This is a genomic window from Fontimonas sp. SYSU GA230001, from assembly GCF_040066175.1.
Classification (GTDB): domain Bacteria; phylum Pseudomonadota; class Gammaproteobacteria; order Nevskiales; family Nevskiaceae; genus Solimonas.
In genome coordinates, this window is sequence record NZ_JBEAAM010000023.1 from 12,505 (window position 1) to 37,494 (window position 24,990).

Consider the following 24,990-nt stretch of genomic DNA (forward strand, 5'->3'; position numbering starts at 1 on the left):
TCGGGCAGACGGCTAGCTTACCGCCCGGCGGTCCGCGCTGCGCACAAATCGATCAAACCGTTGCCGCTGCTGCGCGCTGCACCTAACATCTTCTGCAGCCACGCCGCACGCCGGTCCCGGATGGAATAGATGCAGTGAGTGTCGTCGCGTCCCGCAGTTTCCACCTCCTGCTGATCCCCTTGGCCATCCTCGCCGCGCTCGACGCGCAGGCGCAGAACACCGCCGACGAAGCGACGCCGCAGCTGATCTCCGTACCCGACCCGCAGGCAGCGGAACTGTCGTCGGTGCCGTTCCCGACGCTGCCCGGCGGTGCGCAGGCGATGCGCGACGACCTGCTGTTCCCGCGTTACGAGCGCCTCGCACCGGCGGTGAAGTTCTGGTCGCGCGTGTTCTCCGAATACTCCGAACTGCAGAGCGTGGTGCATTCGACCGAATATCCGCACAAGGTCCTGCGCGTGCTCGACTTCCGCGGCCAGGCGACGGTCATGTCGGAGATCCAGCTCGCCAACTACCGGAAGAAGGCCGAACAGGACGCGCGCGACGAGTTCGAGAAGCTGATCCGCGCGGTGCACGCCAAGCGCGCGGCACCGCAGCAGATGAGCGCCGAGGAACGGCGCATCTTCGACCTGTACGCCGACGTCGCCGGCGACGACAAGTTCCTGCGCATGCGCGACACGGTCCGCACGCAGCGCGGCATCAAGGAGCGCACCGAGAAGGCACTGCGGGTTTCGGACGGCTACCTGCCGTACATGGAGCGCATCTTCTCGAACTACGGCCTGCCGCAGCAGCTGACGCGCCTGCCGATCGTCGAGTCCAGTTTCAATCTCGATGCCTATTCCAAGTCCGGCGCCGCCGGCGTCTGGCAGTTCATTCCGTCGTCGGCGCGCATCTACATGCGCCTCGACGAGATCGTCGATGACCGTCGCGATCCGTGGACCTCGACCGACGCCGCCGCGCGGCACCTGCGCGACGACTACCAGATGCTCGGCGACTGGCCGCTGGCGCTGACCGCGTACAACCACGGCCGCAACGGCATCGCCCGCGGCCTGAAGGCGACCAACGGCAAGAACCTGATCGACCTGATCGACCGCTACGACAACCCGCGCTTCGGCTTCGCCGGCAAGAACTACTACGCCGAGTTCCTCGCCGCGCTGGACGTCGAGCGCAAGTGGCGCGAGCGCGAGAACCGCGACGGCCACGACCCGATCGAGTTCGAGATCGTCGAAACCCGGCACTACGTCCCCTACGAGACGCTGCGCCGGCTGTGCGGCGCCCGCGACGAGGACTTCCGCCGCCTCAATCCGGCCTACCGCCCGGAAGTGATCGACGGCCGGCTCTATGTTCCGCCCGGCCACCTGATCCGCGTGCCGGCCGGTTCGGCGCGCGCCTTCGATCTCGCCTACGCCAAGCTCGGCGCGCACGAACGCTTCGACCGGCAGCGTGTCTTCTACCTGCTGCACAAGGTGGACAAGGGACAGACGCTCGGCGGCATCGCCAAGCAGTATCGCGTCAGCATCGACGCCATCCGCCGCGCCAACGGCATCCGCGGCTCGGCGCTGCGTGTCGGCCAGGTGCTGAAGATCCCGCCGCGCGAGGAGACGCGGCCCGGTCCGATCAGTGTCGCGGTCGGCGAATCGACGCCGTCGCTGACGCGCACGCAGGCCGCCGCCGCGCAGCGCGAGGCCGATGGCTCGACCCATGTCGTCGGCCAGGGCGACACGCTCGCCGCGATCGCGCGTCGCTACGGCGTCAGCGTCGCCGAACTGAGCCGTGTCAACCGTCTCGAATCGTCGGAGAAGATCCGCGTCGGCCAGCAGCTGACGATTCCGCAGCGCGGCACTCCGGCCCGGAGCGGGTACCGCCAGCACACGGTCAGCAAGGGCCAGACCCTCGAATCGATCGCGCGCCGCTACGGCGTCAGCGTCGCCGATCTGCGCTCAGCCAACGACCTCGACGGATCGACCCTGATCAAGGTCGGACAGACGCTGCGCGTGCCGCGCGACGGCTGACCGCCGTCAGACGAAGTACGCGAACAGGAAGATGCCGATCATCGTCAGCGACAGCGCCAGCTTGGCGATCGCGCCGAAGAGCAGGCCCATCCAGGTCGCGATGCCGACGTTGGCCGCCTGACCCAGGCTGCGGCGCGCCGACAGCTCGCCGAGCACCGCGCCGGCGAAGGGCCCGAGCACGATGCCGGGCAGACCGAAGAACACGCCGACCAGGCTGCCGAGCACCGCCCCCCACAGCGCCTGCGGACTGGCACCGACGCGCCGCGCGCCGAGTGCCGACGCAACGAAATCGACCACGATCGCCAGCACGACGATGAGGCCCAGCGCCACCAGCGTCACTGCGCCGACGCGCGTGTAGTCGTCGATCCACGCCGCCAGCCACAGGCCGATGAAGATCATCGGCACGCCCGGCAGCGCCGGCACGACGACGCCGGCCAGGCCGACGCCGACCAGAGCGACGACCAGCAGCCACAGCAGCACCAGCACCACAGGGTCCATCCGTCGCCTCACTCCGCGCCGCCCGTCCGGCCACCGGACCGGCGGATTCTGCACTGCACAAAATCGCTTACACTCGGTCCCGATGAGGATCCCGCCCCGCATGACCCGCCGGCTGCTCGCCCAGCGCCTCAAGGATCTCGACCACGCCGCCGATTATCGGTCCTGGCGCGAAATCGCGCTGGAACTGGACCAGCTGGAAGGCGCCGATGCCTGGAAGCTCGACGACACCAGCGAGGATTTCGACTACCTGCTGATCAAGGAACGCCTGGCCGAGCTGCGCCGCCTGCGGCAGGCCGGCGACGCGCGCCAGCTCGCCTTCGACCTGTACGAGGGACTGCACGGCAACCTCGGCAACATGTCCAACCCGGGCCTGTACGCCGTCGCCCGCGTCGGCACCAAGAAGCTGATCGAGGATTACATCGGCGAGGTCGCGCGCTGTCTCGATTTCCTCTGCGCCGGCGATTTCCCGGACTTCTCCTTCGAGGACAAGATCCAGTTCTTCAAGCGCACGGCGACGGCCTTCGGCCGCTCGGCGCTGATGCTGTCGGGCGGCGGCACGCTGGGCATGTTCCACCTCGGCGTCATCAAGGCGCTGCACGAGCAGGACCTGCTGCCGCGCGTGCTGTCCGGCTCCTCGGCCGGCTCGATCATCGCGGCCACCGTCGGCACGCGCCTCGACGACGAGATCTCGGCGATCTTCCAGCCGGGGGGTCTCGACCTCGAAGCCTTCCAGTCCCTGGGCCTGCGCGAGGCGCTCCGGGGCGGTGCCGTGATGGACGGCGCCCAGCTCGACCGCTGCCTGGCCAGCAACATCGGCGAATACAGTTTCGTCGAGGCCTTCGACCGCACCAAGCGCATCGTCAGTGTCACCGTGTCGCCGTCGGAGCCGCACCAGCAGGGCCGCCTGCTGAATTACCTGACCGCGCCGCACGTGCTGATGCGCCGCGCCGTGCTGGCGTCCTGCGCGGTGCCCGGCGTGTTTCCGCCGGTGATGCTGGAGGCGCGCAACTACGAAGGCGCCGTCGTGCCCTACATGCCGGGCAAGCGCTGGATCGACGGCAGCCTGTCTTCCGACCTGCCGATGCTGCGGCTGGCGCGCCTGCACAACGTCAACCACTACATCGTCAGCCAGACCAATCCGCACATCGTGCCGTTCATGGCGCAGATCGACCGCGAACAGAGCGGCAGCCGCGGGCTCGCACCGCTGGCGGCGGAACTCGTCAAGCACGGCGGCAGCGGTGCGCTGCGGCTGGCGCGCAAGCACCTCGACCCCTATGCCGGTGGCCGCGTGATCGGCAAGATCGACAACATCGTGCGCCAGCGTTACTCCGGCGACATCAACATCTACCCGCGCAGCACGCCGCGCCGCGTGTTCCGCACTTTCACCAATCCCGCGCCCGAGGACATCCAGCGCTACGTGCGCTCCGGCGAGCGCGCGACCTGGCCGAAGATCGAGCGCATCCGCAACCAGACGCGCATCTCGCGCACCTTCGAGAACTGCCTGCGCCTGCTCAAGGCGCGCGAACACGAACTGCTGCAGCAGCCGCGGCGCAAGCCGACACGGCCGCTCGTGCGTCCAGCGCAGGCCGGGGCCGTCCATGGCCCCGGGATCCAAGCGAGAGAACCTGCTAGCTCTTCTTGAGCAGGTCGCGGATCTCGGTCAGCAGCTTCTCCTCGGCGCTCGGCGCCGGCGCCGGGGCAGGCGCGGCCTCTTCCTTCTTCTTCAGCTGGTTGATCGCCTTGATCGCGATGAAGATCGCGAAGGCGATGATGACGAAATCGACGCTGGCCTGGATGAACTTGCCGTAGCTGAGCAGCACCGCGGGATGGTCGCCCGCCGCGTCCTTGAGCGTGATCGCCAGATGGGAAAAGTTGACGCCGCCGACGAGCAGGCCGACCAGCGGCATCACCACGTCCGCGACCAGCGAGGACACGATCTTGCCGAAGGCCCCGCCGATGATCACGCCGACGGCGAGATCGATGACGTTGCCACGCATCGCGAATGCGCGAAATTCCTGAAGCATGCCCATCGATTCACTCCCGGTCGGTGGTCCTTGGAGGACCGATTGTGAGCCGGACGCGCACCCGATCGCCAGCGCCGGCGCTCAGCGGGGCAGACAGGACGGCAGGCCGCGTTCGAGGTCCGGGTGACGTGGCGCATAGCCCAGTTCGCGCCGCGCGCGGTCGATGCGCAGCCGCTTGGACTCCTCCACGAACGACCACATCGCCGGCGTGAAGCGACGCCGCGCCTCGTCGAGGTGCACGGTCGGTGGCGGCGGCAGGCCGAGCAGCTGCGCGCAGCGGCGGAAGTAGTCGGCCATCGTCGTCGGCTGGCCGTCGCTGAGGTTGTAGGCCGCACCGGCGCGGCCGCGCGCCGCGGCGCGCACGGCCGCCTCGGCGAGGTCGTCGGCGTGGATGCGATTGCTGTACGGCGCCTCTGCGTCGCACAGCACTGGCAGTCCCTGCCGCAGGCGCTCGACCGGCAGGCGGCCCGGCCCGTAGATGCCCGGCACGCGCAGCACGACGACCGCGCTGCCGGTCGTCGCGCTCCACTGCGTCAGCGCCGCTTCGGCGTCGGCGCGACGGCGCGCACGGTCGGTCTGCGGCTTGAGCGGCTCGTCCTCGTCGATCCAGCGTCCGCCACAGTCGCCGTACACGCCGGAGGTCGAGACATAGATCAGGCGCCCGATGCGGCCGCGCTGCGCGGCCAGCCATGCGCGCAAGCGCGTGTCCGCGACCCCCGTGGCCGGCGGCGGCGCGAACCAGAACAGCCACGGCCAGTCCCCGGCGTCGCGCGGCGTATCGAGATCGTCGATCCGCACCCGCGCGCCGGCGGATTCCAGCGCCGCAGCCTTTTGCGGGTCGCGCAGGATTGCCGTAACCTCGCCGCCCGATCCCGCGAGCCGGCGTGCGACGCGCAGGCCGATGTCGCCGCAGCCGGCGATCAGCGCGCGGGACGGCGTCCCGATCGACGTTTCCAAGCATGCGTTCATGAACCGACGAGTGTATCTGGAGGGACGCCCGCAGAGCTTCGAGGTCGAAGCAGGCGAAACCGTGCTCCAGGCCGGGTTGCGCAGCCATCTGGCCCTGCCCTTCGGCTGCCAGTCCGGCGGCTGTGCATCCTGCCGGGTGCGCGTGCTGCGCGGCCGTGTCGAGTATCCGTTCCCGCCGCCGGCGCTGTCGGCCGCGGAGATCGACGCCGGCTACATCCTGATGTGCCTGGCGCGGCCGACCAGCGACCTGGTCATCGACCTGCACCAGCCGGCCGAACTCGAATCGATGCGGCCACGCAAACTGCCATGCCGCGTGCAGTCGCGGCAGTGGCTCGCGCACGACGTGCTCGGCCTGACGCTCAAGCTGCCCCGCGACAGCGGCTTCCGCTACATGCCCGGTCAGTACATCGACCTGCTGCTCGACGACGGCAAGCGGCGCAGTTTCTCGATCGCCTGTGCGCCGGGCACCGACACGCTCGAACTGCACATCCGCGTCACGCCCGGCGGCAAGTTCGCGCAGTGGGCCGCGCACGAGATGCCGGAGCGCGCGATCCTGCGCTTCGAAGGCCCGCTCGGCGCGTTCTACCTGCATGAAGATTCGTCGCGACCCGTGCTGATGATGGCCGGCGGCACCGGCATCGCGCCGATCCACGCGATGCTGCAGGACATCTTTGCGCGCCCGGCGTTCGCACGTCCGCTGCACCTGTTCTGGGGCGTGCGCGCGCAGCGCGACCTGTATCTCGACGCACGTCTGCGGCAGTGGGCGGCGGCCCATGCCGGGTTCCGTTACACCCCGGTGCTGTCCGCAGCCGACGCCGGCTGGACCGGCGCGTCCGGTCTGGTGCACGAAGCGGTGCTGCGCGAACATCCCGACCTGCGCGGTTTCGAGGCCTATCTGTCCGGCCCGCCGGTCATGGTGCGCGCCGGCAAGGATGCCTTCCTCAAGGCCGGCGTCGATGCCGACCACCTGTTCTACGACTCGTTCGACTACGCCTTCGAGACCTGGCCGAGCCTGGGGTGAGCGGCGGCGCTTCGACGATGCCTTGAATGGCATCGTCGGCCGCGGCGAACGCCCGGCCATGGATGGCCGGGCCGGGCTCTCCCGATATCGACACGGCCGCGCCATGGACGGCCGCGAAACAACGGGAAGAGTACGCGCTCAACCCTGCGAAGCCAGTTCCAGCCCCTGCCGGAGAAACTTCTGCGCCTCCTCGGCGTTCTGCGTCTGTTCGCAGACGCGCGCCAGTTCGAGGTAGGCCGCCGGTGTCGGCGCGACGCGCACGACCGCCTCGAGGTAACTGCGCGCCTTGCCCCACAGGCGGTTGCGCAGGCAGGCGCGGCCGGCGCCGATCAGCAGTTCGGGGCGCTCGCCGTAGCGCGTCAGCCACTCCTCGATCGCGGCCAGCTGCGCGAGCACGTCCGTCAGCTCGAGCGCGCCGTACAGCGCGGCCAGTCCCGCGTCCCATTCGCGCGCCAGGGCGTCGCTGGCCAGCGCTGCGGCCTCGGCCTGGGCATTGAGCCGCGTCAGGCTGCGCGCGTACTGCAGGCGCAGCGCCGGCCACTGCCGGCAGTCCGCGGGCAAGGCATTCCACAGCGCCTTGAGCTGATCGAGACGCACTGCGCCCTCGGCTTCGCGCATGCGCTCGCCGACGGCCTGTTCGAGCATCTGCCGCCGCCGCTGCGCGGTCAGCGCGGACTTCGCAAGGTCTTCGAGCAGGAGCTGGCGCAGCGCCTCCCAGTCGCGCAGGCCGAACAGCGACTCGGCGAGCAGCTCCACCGCGTAGGGGTGACGCGCGTCGAGCTTGCGCAGGCGCAGCGCGGTTTCGCGCGCGGCGACGAATTCGCCGCGCTCGAGTTGCAGCTCCGCCTGGGTCAGCAGCGTCGCGCGTTCGATCTCGGGCGCCTCGCCGGCCGCCAGCTGCAGGTAGTGATCGCGGCGCGCGCCCGCACCGAGGCGCTGCGCGGCGCGCGCGGCGCCCAGATAGTTCAGATGCGCGGCATGGTGATCGGCGGCACGCCGCACCAGCTCGACTTCCGCGCGCTTCCAGTCGCCTTCGAGCAGATGCAGCAGGCCGGACTCGAACGAGCGCTGCGCGCGTTCACGGCGACGGCGGTTGATCAGTTCACGCATCGTCTCCGGCAGGCGCAGGCTGCCGACGATCAGGCGCGCGGCGATGCCCAGCGCGAACACGCCCAGGCCGACGCCGAGCACCAGGCCGAGCAGCGAAGTCTCGATGATCCAGCCGCGAAAATGGATCAGCACGTAGCCGGTCTCTTCGCGCAGGTAGTACGCGGCCGCGGCGCCGGCCGCGAGCGCGATGACCGCGAGCAGCAGGTTGCGGATCATTGTGGCGTCGCTTCCAGGCGCGCGCGCAGCAGCGTCAGGCTGCGACTGATGTCCGGCAGCGGCGGCTGCAGCTGCATCCCCTGCAGGCGCAGCAGCTCCGCCCGCGCCGCGGCGACCGCAGGATCGCCGGCATGGAAGTACTGGTCGAGCCAGCCCGCCGCCGAGGCACACAGATCGCGGAAGCTCGCGCTGTCCTGGCGCAGCAAGGCCACGCGCGCGCCCTCCAGCTTGAGCATCAGCACCTGTCGGACCAAAGCAGTCTGTTCGTCGCCGAGCAGGCGCGGCTGGGGTCCATCCGCGCGGCGCACGCTGAATGCGCTGGCCAGTGCGCGCTTGATCGCGGCCCACGCGCGCGCCCAGGCTCCGGCGTCCGCGGGCAGCGGCAGCGCCGCGCCGGGCTGCGCATGGAAATGCTCGGGCACCTGGGTCGCCAGCGGCAGCTGCGCGGCGCGCGCGACCAGGCCGGACAGGACCAGCGCCGCACCGACCGTGTCGGGCTGCGCCACGGCCTGCAGCGCGGCGCGCTCGCGCGCGATGGTTTCGCGCAGCTCGAACAGGCGGGGATCCTTCAACGCCGCCAGGCGTGCGTCCGCGGCGTCGAGCGCGGCGATCGCCGGCGTCACTTCGCGCGCGACCTGCACACGGTCGTTGGCGAGCAGCAGCAGTTGCTCGACCAGCGCCAGCTGTACACGGGCGCGTCCGCCGCCGAGTTCCTCGCGCAGCTCGCCGATCGCCTGGTCCTGCGCCTGCAGGCGGTCCGGGATGCGCGCCAGTTCGGCGGCGGCACGTTGCACCGCCACGGCCTGATCCGACAGCCGCGTCTGCAGCCGGTCGATCTGCGCCTCGGCCGCCTTGAGGCTCTGCGCCAGATCGGCAATGCGCTCGTCCCGCTCGGCGATCCACGCGCTGCCGGCTCGCCAGGCCTGCCAGGCGCCGGCCGCGAGCACGGCCAGCACGAGGAGCGCCAGCACCAGCCAGGCACCACCGGCACGGCGGGGGGCGACTGCGGGCGCACGCGCCGGCTCATCGTTCTGGGCAGCGGCCGCGGGCTGGTCGTCTTGATGTTCCGTCATGCGCGAGTCTCTGCGTGCGCCATCCCACCATCGCTCCAGACAGTGCAAATAGCCGGCATCGGCGATCTGTTCGGGAATCAGGGGAGGGGCGGTGAAGCCCATTTCGCGGGCCAGTTCTACCACACGGCGGCTGGGCACAACCAGCTGCACGCGGAGCAAGGCGTCGCGCGCGGCGTCGGGCACGCGCCGCACCAGTTGCTGCAGCGCTTCGCCGTTGGTGACGATCGCCGCATCGACACCCGCGACCGCCTGCGCCAGCGTCTCGGCGGCATGCGGCAGCGCCACGCGCCGATAGACCTCGATGCGCTCGACGCGCGCACCCCGCGCATCGAGTCCGGCTTCGATCTGTCCGCGTCCGCCCTCGCCGGTGATCAGGGCGATGCGCCGGTCGCGCACGTCCTGCAGCTCCGGCAGCGCCAGCACACCTTCGCTGTCGTGTTGCTGTGGCACGACGACGTCCACGCCGATCTGTTCGAGGACCGCGGCTGTTGCCGGACCGACGGCGATGGCGCGCGGCCAGACCCCGGCGTCGAGATGTCGCGCGTGGCGCACTGCGTTGGCACTGGTGAAGATCCAGACCCAGGCGTCGCGCGCCTGCTGCAGCGCGCGTGCCGCCGCGTCCTGGCGCACCGGCTCGATGGCCTGCATCGGCAGGCGCACGACGGCGGCGCCATGCGTTTCGAGCAGGCGGCAGAGCAGCTCGGCCTGGTCGGCGGGCCGGGTCACCAGGACACGCAGGCCGCGCAGGCTGGTCTGCGGCTTCACGGCGCCGGCCGATTCAGACCGCGATGCCGAGCGCGGCGAGGATGTCGCGCGCACCATCGCGCAGCAGGCGCCCGGCGAGCTGCTCGCCCAGGGACCGCGCCGCGGCGGCCTCGCCTTCGACCTGCGCACGTACGACGCGCGAACCATCCGGCGCGCCGACCAGTCCGTCCAGGCGCAGGCGCGTGCCGGACACGGTGGCGTGCCCGGCGACCGGCACCTGACAGGCGCCACCCAGGCGCGCATTCATCGCACGTTCGGCGGCCAAGCGCAGCGCCGATGGAGGATCGTGCAGCGGCGCGAGCAGCGCGCGCGTCGCTGCGTCGTCCTCGCGGCATTCGATACCGACGATGCCCTGGCCGATCGCCGGCACGAAGCGCGCCGGATCGAGCGCTTCACGGATGCGCGCGTCCAGACCCAGACGCAGCAGGCCCGCCGCCGCGAGCAGGATCGCGTCGTACTGGCCTTCGTCGAGCTTGCGCAGGCGCGTGCCGACGTTGCCGCGCAGCTCGGTGATGCGCAGGTCCGGGCGCAGCGCGTGCAACTGCGCCTGGCGCCGCAGGCTCGACGTGCCGACGTGCGCACCCTGCGGCAACGCATCGAGGCTGGCATGACGGCTGGAGACGAAGGCGTCGCGCGGATCCTCGCCCTGCAGGAAGGCCGCGAGGCACAAACCCTCCGGCTGATGCACCGGCACATCCTTCATCGAATGCACGGCGATGTCGGCGTGGCCCTGGAGCATCGCCGCTTCCAGCTCCTTGACGAACAGTCCCTTGCCGCCGACCTGGGCGAGCGGCGCCGACAGCAGCTGGTCGCCGGACGTGGTCATCGGCACGAGGACGACGTCCAGCCCGCGATGCACGGCCCGCAGGCGCGCGCGCACGTGCTCGGCCTGCCACAGGGCGAGCGGCGATTCGCGGGTGGCGATGCGGAGAAGCATGAAAAGACGGGAATCGGGAATCGAGAATGGGGAATCGTAAAAGAAATGCCGCAACCGGGCGCGCCCAGGCGTCTACGATTCCCGATCCTCCATTCCCGATTCGCGCCTCACGTATCCGTCAGGAACCGCCGCACTTCAGCCAGACGGCGTCGCGAAACCGGGATCGGATCGTTGACGTGCTTGATCTTCAGCCAGTGGTGCTGATCGCCCTGCCGGTCGCGTTCGAGTCCGGCGATGTAGCGCGTGTTGACCAGCGCCTTGCGGTGCACGCGCAGGAATAGCGGCTCGAAGTCCTGTTCGAGCGTCTTCAATGACTCCTCGATCAGCACCTCGCCGTGCAGGTGATAGACCGTCGTGTACTTCTGGTCGGCGAGGAAGTACAGGATGTCGTCCACCGGCACGCGCACCAGGCCGTCGCGTGTGGTCGCGAGCACGAACTCGCGCTTGGGCTTGGCGCCCTCAACGGCCGCGGCGGCCTGCGGCTTGTGCGCGCGGGTCGGCTTGCGCACGCGCTGCAGGGCGTCGCGCAGTTTCTCCAGCCGGATCGGCTTGAGCAGGTAGGCCTGCGCATTCGCATCGAAGGCCGACAGCGCATGTTCGGAGTAGGCCGTCGTGAAGATCACCGCCGGCGGCACGTCCATCTCGGCGAGCTGGCGCGCGACCTGCAGGCCGTCGATGCCGCCCATGCGGATGTCGAGCAGCACCAGGTCGGGCTCTTCCTCGTCGATGATGTCGAGCGCGGACTCGCCGTCGCCGGCCTCGCCGACGACTTCGTAGCCGGGGAACTCCTGCAGCAGCCGCTTGAGGCGCTCGCGCGCCAGCGGTTCATCGTCAACGATCACCACGCGCATCGTCAGTCCCCTCTCGTGCGTGTACGCGGCTCAGGCCGCTGCTGCGGCGTCGGTGGGAGCCTGGCTGCGCAATTCCTTGGGCAGAATCAGGCGCGAACGGAACAATCCCCCCTCCAGACGCATGTCCCGCCCCATTTCGAGGCGAGCCCCTTCACCGTAAATCAGGTTGAGGCGTTGGGCAATATTGTCGATGGCGATGCGGTTGCCACGACTCGGCTTGCCGTCGCCGCCGATCATCGGATTGGTCACCTCGATGACGAGGCGGCCGAAGATCTCGCGGCCGGCGATGCGGATCACGCCGCCGTCGGCCAGACGCGAGACGCCGTGGTGCACCGCGTTCTCGATCAGCGGCTGCACGACCAGCTTGGGCACCGGCCAGGACAGCAGCTCCTCCGGCACGTCCCACTCGACCTTGAGCTTGTCGCCCAGACGCAGCTTCTCGATGCGCAGGTAGGCGTGGCACAGACCGATCTCTTCGACCAGCGGCGCGACCTGGCCGCGTTTCTCCAGGCTGGCGCGGAACAGGTCCGACAGATCCTCGACCATCATCTCCGCATCGTTCGGTCGCACCTGGATCAGCGCGGCGAGGCTGTTGAGCGCGTTGAACAGGAAATGGGGACGGATGCGCGCATTGAGCGCCTGGTAGCGGGCCTCGCCCTCGGCCTGTACCTGCATCGACCACTCGGTGCGCACCCAGAAGTAGCGCAGCAGCAGCAGCACGACGATCGCGGCCACGCCCATGTGGCGCAGCACGAACTCGATGCGCGCCTGCGTCGGCAGGATGAACCGCCAGTCCAGCAGCGTGCTGATCCAGTGCGAGACCCAGGCGACGACCATGACGATGCTGACGACCACCGCCCAGCAGACGAAGAACACCATGCCCGGCCGGGCGTAACGCAGGCGGCGGCGGATCAGGCAGAGCGCGGCCGCCGAGCACAGGCTGATCCATTGCAGGTACAGCGACACCAGCAGCAGGCGGTCCAGCACCTCCAGGCCGGTCGCATTGCCGACCAGCGTGACGACGATCGCCACCAGTTCCATCGTGAAGGCCAGCGTCAGCACGCCGCGCCCCGCGCAGAAGTCGGGGATCAGATTCGACGCCGGTGCGGTCGGCGGACGGATGCGTTGCACGGATGCGGACGGACTCGGCAGACGGTGGCGAAGCTTGGCAAGCGGCCGCAGCCGGATCAAGCCGGGCCGGCGACCGCGCGCCTATAATGCGCGCCGTCTTCTCACCCGCGTGCTGTCATGTCCTCGTCCTCGAATCCCGCCGGCAAGCTCTGGGGCGGCCGCTTCGCCGAATCGACCTCCGCGCTGGTCGAGAAATTCTCGGAATCGGTGAGCTTCGACGCGCGCCTGTATCGTCAGGACATCCGCGGCTCGCAGGCGCACGCCCGCATGCTGGCGAAGGTCGGCGTGCTGTCCGAAGCAGACGCGCGGGCGATCGTCGATGGCCTCGACGCCATCCTCGCGGACATCGAGGCGGGACGCTTCGAATGGAGCGAGCAGCTCGAAGACGTGCACATGAACATCGAGGCGCGGCTGACCGAGCGCATCGGCGACGCCGGCAAGCGCCTGCACACCGGCCGCAGCCGCAACGACCAGGTCGCCACCGACATGCGCCTGTACGTGCGCGACGTCATCGACGGACTCGTGCCGCTGATCGACCGCATCGCCGACGCGCTGCTGGACCTGGCCGAGCGCGAGGCCGACACCGTGATGCCTGGCTTCACCCACCTGCAGATCGCGCAGCCGGTGACCTTCGGTCACCACATGCTGGCGTGGCGCGAGCAGATGCTGCGCGACAAGAGCCGCCTGCTCGACTGCCGCAGGCGCCTGAACCTGCTGCCGCTGGGCGCGGCCGCGCTGGCCGGCACGGTCTATCCGATCGACCGGCACTTCGTCGCCGAACAGCTCGGTTTCGACGGCGTCACCGAGAACTCGCTCGACACCGTCTCCGATCGCGACTACGCGATCGAGTTCTGCGCCGCGGCGAGCCTGATCCTCGTGCACCTGTCGCGCTGGAGCGAGGAGCTGATCCTGTGGGCGACGCCGATGTTCGGCTTCGTCGATCTGCCCGACCGCTTCTGCACCGGCAGCTCGATCATGCCGCAGAAAAAGAACCCGGACGTGCCCGAGCTGGTGCGCGGCAAGACCGGCCGCGTGATCGGCAACCTCAACGCGCTGCTGGTGCTGATGAAGGGCCAGCCGCTGGCGTACAACCGCGACAACCAGGAAGACAAGCCGCCGCTGTTCGACAGCGTCGATACGGTGACGATCTGCCTGCAGGTCTATGCGGAGATGATTCCGCACATCGTCGTCAGGCGTGACAACTGCCGCTGCGCCGCCGCCAGGGGCTTCTCCACCGCGACCGATCTCGCCGACTACCTGGTGAAGAAGGGCCTGCCGTTCCGCGACGCGCACCACGCGGTCGGCAGCGCGGTCGGCTATGCGGCGCAGAAGAACCGCGACCTCGCCGAACTGTCGCTCGACGAGCTGCGCCGGTTCTCGCCGCTGATCGAGGCCGATGTCTATGCGCGCATCACGCTCGAAGGCTCTCTGGCGGCGCGCAACCACTACGGCGCGACCAGTCCCGAGCAGGTCCGCGCCGCCATCGCCCGCGCGCGGTCGGCGCGCTGACACCCTGAATCGACGAGGAAAGGCCGGACGACCCGGCTGTTCGGCTTGCGCCGGTCGCAACTGGTATGACAAGCTGACCGCATGACACGTCACGCCTTTTCCGCCGTCCACAAGGCCTCGCTGTCCGACTCGGTGTACCGCCAGCTGGCGGACAAGATCCTGTCGGGGGAGCTGCCGGCCGGCGAAGCGCTGCCCGCGGAGCGCGAACTGTCCGAGGTGCTGGGCGTCAACCGCGGCGCCGTGCGCGAGGCGATCAAGCGCCTGCAGCAGGCGGGGCTGGTGGCCGTGCGTCAGGGCGGCAACAGCGTCGTGCTCGATTTCCAGACGGAAGGAGGACTGGAGTTGCTGCCGAATCTGCTCGTTCACAAGGACGGCCGCCTCAACGGCACGGTCGTGCGTTCGATCATGGCGATGCGCTCGTCGCTGGCGCCGGACATCGCCGCGGCGGCGGCGCGCAAGGGCGGGCAGCGGCTCGCCGACGAGCTCGACACGCTGCTCGCGCGCATGCGCGCCGACGCCCGCGACCTGCGCGCACTGCAGCAGTACGCGCTGGACTACTGGAAGAAACTGGTCGAGCGCGGCGGCAACATCGCCTTCCGCCTCGCGTTCAACTCGATGACCAAGACCTACACCCAGGTCTGGGACGTGCTGTCGGGCGTGCTCGAAGCCGAGTTCCGCGACCTCGACAACCTGACCGCGATCGCGGTCGCGGTGCGCAGCGGCGAGCCCGAAGCCGCGCGCGCCGCCGGCCATCGCCATGTCGAGATCGGCCGCCAGGCGCTGGAGCGCGCGCTCGATGCCGTGGAAAGAAACGGAGGCCGCCTGTGAAGACCGTGCATGTCGAAGATCGCCGCATGGTGTCCGCCAGCGAAACCGCGCAGCGCAATCCGATGCGTCCGCCGGACACGCTGCCGCGCACACGCGGCGATGCGCTGAAGCTGTTCTGGTCGCATCCGAGCAGCCTGCTGATCGCCGGCTTCGTGCTGCTGTTCGGCATCTGGCGCGTCGCGCTGGGCGGCCTCGGCTGGATCGACGCGGCGATCGCGTTCGGCGTCCTCGCCTACTTCCCGGTCAACGAGTGGCTGATCCACGTGTTCATGCTGCACTACAAGCCGCGCAAGCTCTTCGGCCGCACGATCGACTTCTACCTGCCGGTGACGCATCGCCGCCACCACGCCGATCCGTGGAACCTGAAGTGGGTGTTCATCCCGCGTCACGTCCACGCGCTGGTACTGCCGACCATCGGCCTGCTGCTGTGGGCGCTGTGGCCGTGGAAGCAATGGGCGCTGACCGCGGTGACGACCTACCTGCTGCTCGGTCTGCACTACGAATGGGTGCACTACCTGAGCCACATTCCGTGGTGCCCGGAGATCTCGTACTACCAGCGCCGTGTGCGCGAGCACCGCTACCACCATTTCCGCAACGAGAACTACTGGTGGGGCGTGTCGATGGGCCTGGGCGACCGCCTGTTCGGCACCGCGCCCAGGGTCGAGGACATCGCCCGCTCGGGCACGACCCGCAATCTGGGCCTGCGCTGAAGGACGCGCCGCCGATGCGCCGCGACGAGGACGAAGGCCCCGCCCCGCCATTGTCGCGGCGCGCGTTTCTCGCGCAGGGCGCGCAGTTCGGCGGTCTGGCGGTCGCCGCCACACTCGCCGGCTGCGGCGAGTCCACGCGCATCTCGCCCTCGGCTGGCGGCGACGCCGAAGCCGCGCTGCCCGCGTTCGCCTTCACCGAAGCGCAGCGACGCGCGCTGGTCGCCACGGTCGCGCGCCTGATTCCGGCGCAGAACGAGACGGACTGGTCGGCCGCCGACGCCGGCGCCGTGGACTACATCGAGCAGCTGCTGAACAGCTTTTCCGTGGGCGGTGCGCCGCGGATCTACGCGCATGGTCCGACGCGCGCACGCTTCGCCGAGTTCCAGCCGCTGTCGCGGATCAAGGCGCAGGGCTGGATGCAGGAAGTGCTGCGCCTGCGCGAGGTCTATGCCGGCGGGCTCGACGAACTGAACCGGCTCGCGCGCGGCCCGCTGGCGCTGGTGCCCGGCGAGTTCGCCGACCTTCCGCCCGCCGCGCAGGACGCGCTGCTCGAATCGCTGGACCTGCAGAACACGCCGTTCTTCGTCGCCGTGTTCACGCACACGATGGAAGGCGTCTACAGCCATCCGGTGTACGGCGGCAACCGCGACTATGTCGGCTGGAACACGTTCTGCTACGAAGGCGACGTGCATGGCCGGCGCTTCCCGAACGGCCACGACCCGACGACCGACGACCGGCCCTGGGACCGCTTCGGCGGCTATTCGCCGGAGGAAATGGCGCAGCCCGGCGCCGCATGTCCCGGCGCTCCCTCACCACCCGCCCCGAAGGCACGCACATGAACCGATGGCTGGCCCGCGCCGCGCTCGCGGCGCTCACGACTCTCCTGTGCGCCTGCGCGTCGGACGACGGCGCCGATCCCGCGCCCCCCGCCGACCCGGCCGGCGATGCGCCCTGCGTTCTGAGCGCCGAAGTCCGCTATCCCATCCCCGACAGCCCGCTGTTCACGCTCGATCCGCTGGGCCCGCTGCAGGACGTCACCTGCGCATGGACGCACTACCAGCCCGCCGGCACGTTCTGCGTGAAACTCGACGCCGCGGAGCTGACCCCCGGCGGCACCGGCACCCTGACCGACGGCCGCGATCCGGCCTGCGCGAGTTCCGGCTTCGACGCCGACGCAACGGGCCTGTACAAGGTCGCGATCGACACACCGCCGCTGTGTCCCGGCTGCCGGCGCCTGTTCATCGACCTGGGGCAGATTCCCGAGGGCGGTGCACGCGGCCATGCCTTCTACGCGATCGCCTCGTTCAATCCGAGCTACACGATCGACCCGTTCGCGCACAGCCCGAACACCAAGAACTTCACCAACGACGAGCTGGTGTCGCCGCCGGGCACGCCGCTGGCCATGCTGGTCAACGCCGGCGACGCCTACTTCAAGGCCTACGTGACACACACGACCCGGTTCGCGCACACCGCGCTGCAGGGTCCGTTCTACATCGGGCCCTGGTATGTGAACCGCGACGGCCAGCGCATCAACGGCGTGTACGTCGATGTCGATGTCGCCAGCGCGCAGAACCTGGGGACGGCCGAGCTCAACGCGATGCGCTACGTCGCCGGCTACAACGACGGCACCGCCAGCTGCCCGGACAACCTGCTCGGCGACTACGCCGGCGCGAACCTGCTCTACGCCGGATGCGCGACGCATCCCGGCACCAGCGCCGTCGCGATCGACCCGTTCCCGTAAGCCGCGCGCATGGAACGCTACGACGCGGTGATCGTCGGCTCCGGCGCGGGCGGTGGCATCGCCGCCTATGTCCTCGCGCGCGGCGGCATGCGCGTGGCGGTGCTCGAAAAGGGGCCGTGGCTGACCGCCGAGGACTTCTCCGACGACGAGCTCAAGACCGGCGAGCGCACCTTCTACGACCAGGACCCGCTGATCGAGCCGCGCAGCTTCCGCGACGGGCCGGAAGCGGGCGACCGCCAGTTCGTCGGCCAGGTGCTGCCGGTGTCGCGCTGCGTCGGCGGCGGCTCGGTCCACTACGGCGGTGTCTGCTTCCGCTTCCGTCCCGAGGATTTCCGCGCGCGCAGTGTGTTCGGCAACCTCTCGGGCGCCGACATCGTCGATTGGCCGCTGTCCGACGACGAACTCGACGAGAACCATCCCGATTCGATCTGGCGCATCTACGATCGGCTCGAACGCCTGCTCGGCGTCGCCGGTGGCCAGATGCGCGGCGACGCCGATCCCGGCGCGCCGGTGCCGGGCGCCGAATGGCGCCGCAGCCGCTATCCGATGCCGGGACATCCGGCCAACTACGGCGCGAAGCTGTTCGAGCAGGCCGCGCGCAGCCTCGGCCTCCACCCGTTCCCGACGCCGGTGTGCATCAACAACGGCCGCTACACGCTGGACGACCCCGAGCTGCTGGCCGGCAGCGCGCCGCTGAGCCGGCACGGCTGCTCGTACTGCGGCATGTGCTCCAGCCACGGCTGCCCGCACGAGGCCAAGGGCGACACGCGCGTCAGCGCGCTGGAGCTGGCGCAGCGCACCGGGCGCTGCACGATCCTGCCAGACTGCAACGCGATCCACGTCGAGATCAGGGACGGACGCGCGCAGCACGTCGTCTATATCGACGGCCGCGGCCGCCTGCAGTCGGTCGCCGGCGACCGCATCGTGCTGGCCTGCGGCGTCGTCGATACGCCGCGTCTGGCGCTGCTGTCGGAAATGCCGCGCGATCTGGTCAATCACGACGTGCTCGGCCGCTACCTGACGGTGCACCACTTCCCCGGCGCGATCGGCATCTTCCAGGAGCGCATCGACTTTCATCGCGGCTTCTGGTCGATGCGCTGCCTCGACGATTTCTACTTCGGCGTGCCCGCGGTGCTCGGCGGCGGCGGCCGTCAGTACGGCTTCGGCAACGTGCAGACCATCGGCCCGTCGTCGGGCTATCCACTGACCAATGGCGGCATCATCGCCACCGCCAAGTTCGCGCCCTGGGGCGCGAACCACAAGACCGCGATGCGCCTGATGTTCGGCCACATGCAGTGGTTCGGCATGATCGGCCAGGATCCGCCGGTGGCGACCAACCGCGTCGATCTCGACCCGTCGGTGACCGACGCCTACGGCCTGCCGGTCGCGCGCATCACCTATCGCCATCACCCCAACGATTACGCCGTCGCCGCGCAGGTGCTGCCGCACTTCGCGGCGCTGCTGACGGCGATGGGCGCCACCTCGACGCAGGTGTTCGGACCGCTGGTGTCGCCGAGCGCGATCCCGCAGTTCCTGCCGCAGGACCTGCTGCAGCGCGGACCGCTGCGTGGCGTGCCCAATCCCATCGCCGGCCTGCAGAACCACCAGCACGGCACGATGCGCTGCGGGCACGATCCCGACACCAGCGTCGTCGATGCGCACTGCCGCTTCCACGGCATTCCCAACCTGTACATCGCCGATGGCTCGGTGCTGCCGGGCTCCGGCGGCTACAACCCGACGCTGACCATCCAGGCGATGGCCTGGCGCACCGCGCGCGCGATGCTCACCGGGCACTGATCGGGTCAGACGCGGAGCACGAGCTTGCCCTGCGTCCGGCCGGACTCCAGATCCCGGAGCGCCCGTGAGGCTTCGGCAAAGGGATGGACCGTCACCGGCGCCGGACGCAGATCGCCTGCAGTGATCCCGGCGAGCACCGCGTCCATCGCCGGTATCATGCAGGAACACGCTCGGAATCCCGGCAGCCTGCGCGGGATCGAGTCCGGCAGGCATCGCGAACACCTGCGCGCGTGGCAATACCAGCGCGGTCGAATAGCCGTTGAACAGCGTGACGCCGACGACGGGGCACCGACCGTCAGGTCTGTCACGCCTGCGCCGATGGCATCGACCGTGCCGGCCACCTCGAAGCCGGGCGTGATCGGCCAGCCGACCAGGGCCCTCGCCGAAGCGTACAACCCCATGCGCACGACACAGTCCGCGTAGTTCACGCCGATGTGGCTCACCGCCACGCGCACCTCGCCCGGCCCGGGCACGGGGTCCGGGCCGTTCTCGATCTGCAGGCGTTCGTAGCCGCCCAGCCTGTGAATGACGATCTTCCGCATGGGATGCTGGCTCCGGAGCCGCTGCGGCGGCACGAGGTTTGGCGTAGTCTCGCCGCGAATCCAGATTGCAGGAACCTCTGATGGTCGTCTTTGTCACCGGAGCGAGCGCCGGCTTCGGCACCGCCATCGCACGGCGCTTCGCCAAGGATGGCGCGCACGTCGTCATCGCCGGCCGCCGCGGCGAGCGCCTGCGCCAGCTCGCCGCGGAGCTGGGGCCACGGACGCTGCCGGTCGAGCTGGACGTGCGCGACAGGAGAGCGATCGACGCCGTGCTCGCGGGCCTGCCGCCCGACTTCGCCGCGATCGACGTGCTGGTCAACAACGCCGGACTCGCGCTGGGCCTGGAACCGGCGCACCAGGCGCTGCTCGACGACTGGGAGCAGATGGTCGATACCAACATCAAGGGCCTGATGACCATGACCCGCGCCGTGCTGCCGGGCATGGTCGCGCGGCGGCGGGGCCACATCATCAACATCGGCTCGATCGCCGGCGAATGGCCCTACCCCGGCGGCAACGTCTATGGCGCGACCAAGGCCTTCGTGCGCCAGTTCTCGCTGAACCTGCGCGCCGACCTGCTCGGCACGAAGGTGCGCGTCACCGACGTCGAGCCGGGCCTGTGCGGCGGCACGGAGTTCTCGAACGTGCGCTTCCACGGTGACGATGCGCGCGCCGCCAAGGTGTATGAAAACACCACGCCGCTGACAGCGGAGGACATCGCCGACACCGTGCACTGGATCGCCACACGCCCGCCGCACGTCAACGTCAACACGATCTCGCTGATGCCGGTGGACCAGGCGTTCGCGCCGCTGGCGATCCACCGCGACCGCTGACTCAGGACGGATCCCGTCGCGCCTGGCGGCGCCGGTACTCGCCGGGCCGCACGCCGGTCCATTGCTTGAACGCGCGGTGGAAGGCACTGGGCTCGGTGAAACCGACCGCCTGCGCGATCGCCGGCACCGGCAGCCTGGAGTGGCTCAGGTGCTCGATCGCCAGGTCGCGGCGCAGCGCGTCCTTGATCCCACGGAAACTCGTGCCCTCGCGTTCGAGGCCGCGGCGCAGCACGGACGGCGTCGTGCCGAGGACCGCCGCCAGACGCGCGAAATCCGGCCAGTCCGGCGGTGCGCGTTCGCGCAGGGCATGGCGCACGCGCGCCGACCAGCCATGCGTGTCCTTGTACTTGAGCACGATGTTGTAGGGCGCTTCGCGCAGGAACGCGCGCGCGCCGCGCTCGTTCTGCACGACCGGCGCATCGAGCACCTCGGCATCGACGACGATGCGCGTGCGCGCCTGATCGAAATGCAGCTGCGGCGAATACATCAGCGTGTACTCGCGCCAGTGTGCCGGCCGCGGATAGGCGAATTCGGCCTGCCGGATGGCAATGCGGCGGCCGGCGAGCCAGCACATCAGGCCATGCAGCAGCATCAGCAGCGTTTCATGCGCGAACGGCACCACGGATCGCGCGGCGGAGCGCAGCGTCGGCCGCAGCTCGATCGCGGCGTCGCCACCGTCCTCGTTCAGGGCGACGGCCGTGTCGTCGAGCACGATCTCGAACAGCCGCTGGGCGCGCTGCAGCGCGCCACGCAGGTGCTTCGCGCCGAGCATGAAACGGGTCAGCACCGCGAAACTGCCGACTTTCATGCGCCGGGCATCGAGGCCGAAGAACTCGTCGTCGAGTGCCGCGGCAACCGCCAACCACAGCGCGCTGAAGCGCTCGGCCGGAACCCGCGCCTGATCGAAGTCCAGCAGCCGCGCGGAGATGCCGGTGTCCTGCAGCAGCCGGTCGGCATCGAGGCCACGCCGGTACACCTCCCTCAGCGCCTCGCGGACGAAGTGGATGGCAACGCTGTCTTTCTCGGCTTGCAGGCTGGGCACTGTCCGATTTTCACACGGGCCGCGTCAGTTTCGGACATCGCCCGCCCGGGTCGAGGCGCCTAAAATTTGAACGTTTCAGCATCCGTGTCTTCCGGATACCGCCATGACCGACCTGTCCGTCGCGCACAAACTCAAGCCGTACAAGGCCAAGCACAAGGTCCGCTTCGTCACCGCGACCGCTTTGTTCGACGGCCACGATGCCTCGATCAACATCATGCGCCGCATCCTGCAGGCCAGCGGCGCCGAGGTGATCCACCTCGGCCACAATCGCTCGGCCGGCGAGATCGTCAAGGCCGCGCTCGAGGAGGACGTGCAGGGCGTCGCGATCACGTCCTACCAGGGCGGCCACATCGAGTTCTTCAAGTACATCGTCGATCTGCTGCGCGCCAACGGCGGCGACAACATCAAGGTCTTCGGCGGCGGCGGCGGCGTGATCGTGCCCGCCGAGATCCGCGAGCTGATGGACTACGGCATCGCCCGCATCTACTCGCCCGAGGACGGCGCGAAGCTCGGCCTGCAGGGCATGATCGACGACGTCATCCAGACCAGCGACTACGACCTCAGCGCGCTCGCGCCCCGGGCCGGCGACGCCATCGCCGCGCTGCAGTCCGGCGACCGCCGCGCGCTCGCGCGCGTGATCACCGCGCTGGAAAACTCCGCCTACGACGACGCGACGAAGCAGGCGATCCGCGACGCCGCCTCGAAAGTCACCGTTCCGGTGCTCGGCATCACCGGCACCGGCGGGGCCGGCAAGTCCTCGCTGACCGACGAACTGGTGCTGCGCCTGCGCCTCGACCAGGACGACCGCCTGCGTGTCGCCGTGATCTCGATCGATCCGTCGCGCAAGCGCACCGGCGGCGCGCTGCTCGGCGACCGCATCCGCATGAACGCGATCGACACGCCGCAGGTGTACATGCGCTCGCTGGCGACGCGCGACACCGGCTCCGAGATTTCGGCGGCGCTGCCGGAAGTGATCGCCGCATGCAGGCTGTCGGGCTTCGACCTGATCATCGTCGAGACCTCGGGCATCGGCCAGGGCGATGCCGCGATCGTGCCCTTCGTCGATCTGTCCCTGTATGTGATGACGCCCGAATTCGGCGCCGCCTCGCAGCTGGAAAAGATCGACATGCTCGACTTCGCCGACTTCGTCGCCATCAACAAGTTCGACCGCAAGGGCGCCGAAGATGCGCTGCGCGACGTGCGCAAGCAGTACCAGCGCAACCGCGAACTGTTCGCGCAGGCGCCGGACACGATGCCGGTGTTCGGCACGATGGCGTCGCGCTTCAACGACGACGGCGTCACCGCGCTCTACCAGGCGCTGTTGCCGAAGCTGCAGGCCAAGGGCCTCAAGGCCCAGCCCGGCAAGCTGCCGGCCGTCGCCGTGAAGTTCTCATCGCAGAGCCGCGCGATCGTGCCGACCGAGCGCGTGCGCTACCTCGCCGACATCGCCGGGACCGTGCGCGACTACCACAAGACCATCGCCCAGCAGGCGCGCGTCGCCCGCGAGCGCCAGTCGCTGAAGATCGCCAGGGCGCTGTTCGAACAGGCCGGGCAACCCGTCGCCGGCTTCGATCAGATGATCTCCGCCAAGGACGGCGAGCTGCTGCCCGCCGCGCGCAAGCTGCTCGAACAGTGGCCGACGACGCGGGCGCTGTATGCGCAGGACGAGTACGTCGTGAAGATCCGCGACAAGGAGATCCGCACCCGGCTCACCCACGAGTCGCTGTCCGGCACCAGGCTGCGCAAGGTCGCGCTGCCGAGTTTCGAGGACGACGGCGAGACGCTGCGCTTCCTGATGAAGGAGAACGTGCCCGGCTCGTTCCCTTACACCGCCGGGGTGTTCGCGTTCAAGCGCGAGAACGAGGACCCGACGCGCATGTTCGCCGGCGAAGGCGATGCGTTCCGCACCAATCGCCGCTTCAGGAAGGTGTCGGAGGGGATGCCCGCGCACCGCCTGTCCACGGCCTTCGACTCGGTGACGCTGTATGGCTGGGACCCGGACCTGCGCCCGGACATCTACGGCAAGGTCGGCAACTCCGGCGTGTCGATCTGCACGCTCGACGACATGAAGGTGCTGTACTCGGGCTTCGACCTGTGCGCGCCGTCAACGTCCGTGTCGATGACGATCAACGGCCCGGCGCCGATGATCCTGGCGATGTTCATGAACACCGCGATCGACCAGCAGGTGGACAAGTTCAAGGCCGAGAACGGCCGCGAGCCGACCGACGACGAGTACCAGAAGATCAAGGCCTGGACGCTGTCGGTGGTGCGCGGCACGGTGCAGGCCGACATCCTCAAAGAGGACCAGGGCCAGAACACCTGCATCTTCTCGACCGAGTTCGCGCTGAAGATGATGGGCGACATCCAGGAATACTTCGTGCACCACAAGGTGCAGAACTTCTACTCGGTGTCGATCTCGGGCTATCACATCGCCGAGGCCGGCGCGAACCCGATCAGCCAGCTCGCGTTCACGCTCGCCAACGGCTTCACCTACGTCGAGTCGTACCTGGCGCGCGGCATGCACATCGACGACTTCGCGCCGAACCTGTCGTTCTTCTTCTCCAACGGCATGGACCCTGAGTACTCGGTGATCGGACGCGTCGCGCGTCGCATCTGGGCGGTGGCGATGAAGAACCGCTACGGCGCCAACGAGCGCAGCCAGAAGCTCAAGTACCACGTGCAGACCTCGGGCCGCTCGCTGCACGCGCAGGAGATGGCGTTCAACGACATTCGCACCACCCTCCAAGCGCTGATCGCGATCTACGACAACTGCAACTCCCTGCACACGAATGCCTACGACGAGGCGATCACGACGCCCACCGAGGAATCGGTGCGCCGCGCGATGGCGATCCAGCTGATCATCAACCGTGAGTGGGGACTGGCGAAGAACGAGAACCCGAACCAGGGCAGCTTCATCATCGACGAGCTGACCGATCTGGTCGAAGAGGCCGTGCTCAAGGAGTTCGAGGCCATCGCCGCCCGCGGCGGCGTGCTCGGCGCGATGGAGACCGGCTACCAGCGCGGCAAGATCCAGGAAGAGTCGCTGCACTACGAACACAAGAAACACGACGGCTCGCTGCCCATCATCGGCGTCAACACCTTCCGCAACCCGCACGGCGATGCGATCCCCGAGCAGATCGAGTTGGCACGCTCGACCGACGACGAAAAGCAGTCGCAGCTCCGGCGACTCGCCGAGTTCCAGCAGCGCAACGCCGCGCAGGCCCCGGCGACGCTCGAGCGCCTGCGCCGCACGGTGATGGAGAATGGCAACACCTTCGATGTGCTGATGGACGCGGTGCGCTGCTGCTCGCTCGGGCAGATCACGCACACGCTCTACGAAGTCGGCGGGAAATACCGCCGCAACATGTAATCCCCTGTTGTCCCACG

The 24,990-nt window shown here is 69.3% G+C and carries 21 protein-coding genes; 11 read left to right on the forward strand and 10 right to left on the reverse strand.

Annotated elements, in window-relative coordinates; genetic code table 11:
• The first annotated feature begins 134 nt into the window (after positions 1-134).
• Entirely contained in the window at positions 135-2,009 is a 1,875-nt protein-coding gene (locus AAG565_RS12210; protein WP_348819875.1) for a LysM peptidoglycan-binding domain-containing protein, read from the forward strand.
• A gap of 6 nt (positions 2,010-2,015) precedes the next feature.
• Here the strand turns inward: AAG565_RS12210 and AAG565_RS12215 are convergent, their stop codons facing one another.
• The gene (locus AAG565_RS12215; RefSeq protein WP_348819876.1) at positions 2,016-2,507 is read right to left on the reverse strand and encodes a DUF456 domain-containing protein; all 492 of its coding nucleotides are present in this window, start codon (positions 2,505-2,507) and stop codon (positions 2,016-2,018) included.
• Positions 2,508-2,607: 100 nt separating this feature from the next.
• Between AAG565_RS12215 and AAG565_RS12220 the strand changes: the two genes are divergently transcribed.
• Positions 2,608-4,149 carry a DUF3336 domain-containing protein gene (locus AAG565_RS12220; protein WP_348819877.1) on the forward strand — a complete coding sequence of 514 codons (1,542 nt, stop codon included), beginning with the start codon at positions 2,608-2,610 and terminating at the stop codon, positions 4,147-4,149.
• On the opposite strand, the gene mscL is transcribed toward AAG565_RS12220, so the two are convergent.
• A complete protein-coding gene (gene mscL / locus AAG565_RS12225; RefSeq protein ID WP_348819878.1) occupies positions 4,136-4,537 on the reverse strand; it encodes a large-conductance mechanosensitive channel protein MscL in 402 nt (133 codons plus the stop codon). The two genes, AAG565_RS12220 and mscL, sit on opposite strands and share 14 nt — an antisense overlap.
• Before the next feature lie 75 nt (positions 4,538-4,612).
• A complete protein-coding gene (locus AAG565_RS12230) occupies positions 4,613-5,488 on the reverse strand; it encodes an NAD-dependent epimerase/dehydratase family protein (RefSeq protein WP_348819879.1) in 876 nt (291 codons plus the stop codon).
• A gap of 10 nt (positions 5,489-5,498) precedes the next feature.
• Between AAG565_RS12230 and AAG565_RS12235 the strand changes: the two genes are divergently transcribed.
• The gene (locus AAG565_RS12235) at positions 5,499-6,521 is read left to right on the forward strand and encodes a 2Fe-2S iron-sulfur cluster-binding protein (RefSeq protein WP_348819880.1); all 1,023 of its coding nucleotides are present in this window, start codon (positions 5,499-5,501) and stop codon (positions 6,519-6,521) included.
• A 138-nt stretch (positions 6,522-6,659) separates the two neighbouring features.
• Here AAG565_RS12235 and AAG565_RS12240 read toward each other — a convergent pair whose 3' ends face one another.
• The 5 genes from AAG565_RS12240 to AAG565_RS12260 all read right to left on the reverse strand — a co-directional run bounded on the left by AAG565_RS12240 (position 6,660) and on the right by AAG565_RS12260 (position 12,604).
• Positions 6,660-7,847, reverse strand: a complete 1,188-nt coding sequence (locus AAG565_RS12240) for a heme biosynthesis HemY N-terminal domain-containing protein (RefSeq protein WP_348819881.1) — start codon at positions 7,845-7,847, stop codon at positions 6,660-6,662.
• Positions 7,844-9,685: a uroporphyrinogen-III C-methyltransferase gene (locus AAG565_RS12245; protein ID WP_348819882.1), complete on the reverse strand. Its 1,842-nt coding sequence runs from the start codon at positions 9,683-9,685 to the stop codon at positions 7,844-7,846. Before AAG565_RS12245 ends, AAG565_RS12240 begins: the two co-directional genes overlap by 4 nt.
• A gap of 13 nt (positions 9,686-9,698) precedes the next feature.
• Positions 9,699-10,622 (reverse strand): hydroxymethylbilane synthase, encoded by a 924-nt coding sequence (gene hemC / locus AAG565_RS12250; RefSeq protein WP_348819883.1) that lies wholly within the window; start codon positions 10,620-10,622, stop codon positions 9,699-9,701.
• Between the two features lie 107 nt (positions 10,623-10,729).
• Positions 10,730-11,473: a LytTR family DNA-binding domain-containing protein gene (locus AAG565_RS12255; RefSeq protein ID WP_348819884.1), complete on the reverse strand. Its 744-nt coding sequence runs from the start codon at positions 11,471-11,473 to the stop codon at positions 10,730-10,732.
• 30 nt (positions 11,474-11,503) lie between these two features.
• On the reverse strand, positions 11,504-12,604 hold the full coding sequence (locus AAG565_RS12260; RefSeq protein WP_348819885.1) for a histidine kinase: 1,101 nt from the start codon (positions 12,602-12,604) through the stop codon (positions 11,504-11,506).
• Between the two features lie 117 nt (positions 12,605-12,721).
• On the opposite strand from AAG565_RS12260, the gene argH reads away from it, so the two are divergent.
• The 6 genes from argH (at position 12,722) to AAG565_RS12290 (ending at position 19,189) form a co-directional block, all read left to right on the forward strand.
• On the forward strand, positions 12,722-14,113 hold the full coding sequence (gene argH, locus AAG565_RS12265) for an argininosuccinate lyase (RefSeq protein ID WP_348819886.1): 1,392 nt from the start codon (positions 12,722-12,724) through the stop codon (positions 14,111-14,113).
• Positions 14,114-14,194: 81 nt separating this feature from the next.
• Positions 14,195-14,941: a GntR family transcriptional regulator gene (locus AAG565_RS12270; RefSeq protein WP_348819887.1), complete on the forward strand. Its 747-nt coding sequence runs from the start codon at positions 14,195-14,197 to the stop codon at positions 14,939-14,941.
• On the forward strand, positions 14,938-15,651 hold the full coding sequence (locus AAG565_RS12275) for a sterol desaturase family protein (protein ID WP_348819888.1): 714 nt from the start codon (positions 14,938-14,940) through the stop codon (positions 15,649-15,651). The genes AAG565_RS12270 and AAG565_RS12275 overlap by 4 nt, the downstream gene beginning before the upstream one ends.
• 14 nt (positions 15,652-15,665) lie before the next feature.
• The gene (locus AAG565_RS12280; protein ID WP_348819889.1) at positions 15,666-16,490 is read left to right on the forward strand and encodes a gluconate 2-dehydrogenase subunit 3 family protein; all 825 of its coding nucleotides are present in this window, start codon (positions 15,666-15,668) and stop codon (positions 16,488-16,490) included.
• Positions 16,487-17,392: a hypothetical protein gene (locus AAG565_RS12285; protein WP_348819890.1), complete on the forward strand. Its 906-nt coding sequence runs from the start codon at positions 16,487-16,489 to the stop codon at positions 17,390-17,392. The genes AAG565_RS12280 and AAG565_RS12285 overlap by 4 nt, the downstream gene beginning before the upstream one ends.
• A 9-nt stretch (positions 17,393-17,401) precedes the next feature.
• On the forward strand, positions 17,402-19,189 hold the full coding sequence (locus tag AAG565_RS12290) for a GMC family oxidoreductase (protein ID WP_348819891.1): 1,788 nt from the start codon (positions 17,402-17,404) through the stop codon (positions 19,187-19,189).
• Positions 19,190-19,194: 5 nt separating this feature from the next.
• On the opposite strand, the gene AAG565_RS12295 is transcribed toward AAG565_RS12290, so the two are convergent.
• Positions 19,195-19,731 (reverse strand): zinc-binding dehydrogenase, encoded by a 537-nt coding sequence (locus AAG565_RS12295; RefSeq protein ID WP_348819892.1) that lies wholly within the window; start codon positions 19,729-19,731, stop codon positions 19,195-19,197.
• Positions 19,732-19,811: 80 nt separating this feature from the next.
• Here AAG565_RS12295 and AAG565_RS12300 point away from each other — a divergent pair, with 80 nt between their 5' ends.
• The gene (locus AAG565_RS12300; RefSeq protein WP_348819893.1) at positions 19,812-20,561 is read left to right on the forward strand and encodes an SDR family oxidoreductase; all 750 of its coding nucleotides are present in this window, start codon (positions 19,812-19,814) and stop codon (positions 20,559-20,561) included.
• Position 20,562: 1 nt separating this feature from the next.
• Here the strand turns inward: AAG565_RS12300 and AAG565_RS12305 are convergent, their stop codons facing one another.
• On the reverse strand, positions 20,563-21,603 hold the full coding sequence (locus AAG565_RS12305) for an AraC family transcriptional regulator (protein ID WP_348819894.1): 1,041 nt from the start codon (positions 21,601-21,603) through the stop codon (positions 20,563-20,565).
• Positions 21,604-21,706: 103 nt separating this feature from the next.
• Between AAG565_RS12305 and icmF the strand changes: the two genes are divergently transcribed.
• Positions 21,707-24,973, forward strand: a complete 3,267-nt coding sequence (icmF, locus tag AAG565_RS12310) for a fused isobutyryl-CoA mutase/GTPase IcmF (RefSeq protein WP_348819895.1) — start codon at positions 21,707-21,709, stop codon at positions 24,971-24,973.
• Positions 24,974-24,990 lie beyond the last annotated feature (17 nt).

Excerpts from the sequence above, each read along its gene's own strand:
- AAG565_RS12280 (WP_348819889.1), top strand. The coding sequence starts at position 15,666 with ATGCGCCGCGACGAGGACGAAGGCCCCGCCCCGCCATTGTCGCGGCGC.
- AAG565_RS12235 (WP_348819880.1), top strand. The coding sequence starts at position 5,499 with ATGAACCGACGAGTGTATCTGGAGGGACGCCCGCAGAGCTTCGAGGTC.
- AAG565_RS12285 (WP_348819890.1), top strand. The coding sequence starts at position 16,487 with ATGAACCGATGGCTGGCCCGCGCCGCGCTCGCGGCGCTCACGACTCTC.
- AAG565_RS12290 (WP_348819891.1), top strand. The coding sequence starts at position 17,402 with ATGGAACGCTACGACGCGGTGATCGTCGGCTCCGGCGCGGGCGGTGGC.
- AAG565_RS12255 (WP_348819884.1), bottom strand. The coding sequence starts at position 11,473 with ATGCGCGTGGTGATCGTTGACGATGAACCGCTGGCGCGCGAGCGCCTC.
- mscL (WP_348819878.1), bottom strand. The coding sequence starts at position 4,537 with ATGGGCATGCTTCAGGAATTTCGCGCATTCGCGATGCGTGGCAACGTC.
- argH (WP_348819886.1), top strand. The coding sequence starts at position 12,722 with ATGTCCTCGTCCTCGAATCCCGCCGGCAAGCTCTGGGGCGGCCGCTTC.
- AAG565_RS12270 (WP_348819887.1), top strand. The coding sequence starts at position 14,195 with ATGACACGTCACGCCTTTTCCGCCGTCCACAAGGCCTCGCTGTCCGAC.
- AAG565_RS12295 (WP_348819892.1), bottom strand. The coding sequence starts at position 19,731 with ATGCGGAAGATCGTCATTCACAGGCTGGGCGGCTACGAACGCCTGCAG.
- AAG565_RS12215 (WP_348819876.1), bottom strand. The coding sequence starts at position 2,507 with ATGGACCCTGTGGTGCTGGTGCTGCTGTGGCTGCTGGTCGTCGCTCTG.
- AAG565_RS12240 (WP_348819881.1), bottom strand. The coding sequence starts at position 7,847 with ATGATCCGCAACCTGCTGCTCGCGGTCATCGCGCTCGCGGCCGGCGCC.
- hemC (WP_348819883.1), bottom strand. The coding sequence starts at position 10,622 with ATGCTTCTCCGCATCGCCACCCGCGAATCGCCGCTCGCCCTGTGGCAG.
- AAG565_RS12220 (WP_348819877.1), top strand. The coding sequence starts at position 2,608 with ATGACCCGCCGGCTGCTCGCCCAGCGCCTCAAGGATCTCGACCACGCC.
- AAG565_RS12300 (WP_348819893.1), top strand. The coding sequence starts at position 19,812 with ATGGTCGTCTTTGTCACCGGAGCGAGCGCCGGCTTCGGCACCGCCATC.
- icmF (WP_348819895.1), top strand. The coding sequence starts at position 21,707 with ATGACCGACCTGTCCGTCGCGCACAAACTCAAGCCGTACAAGGCCAAG.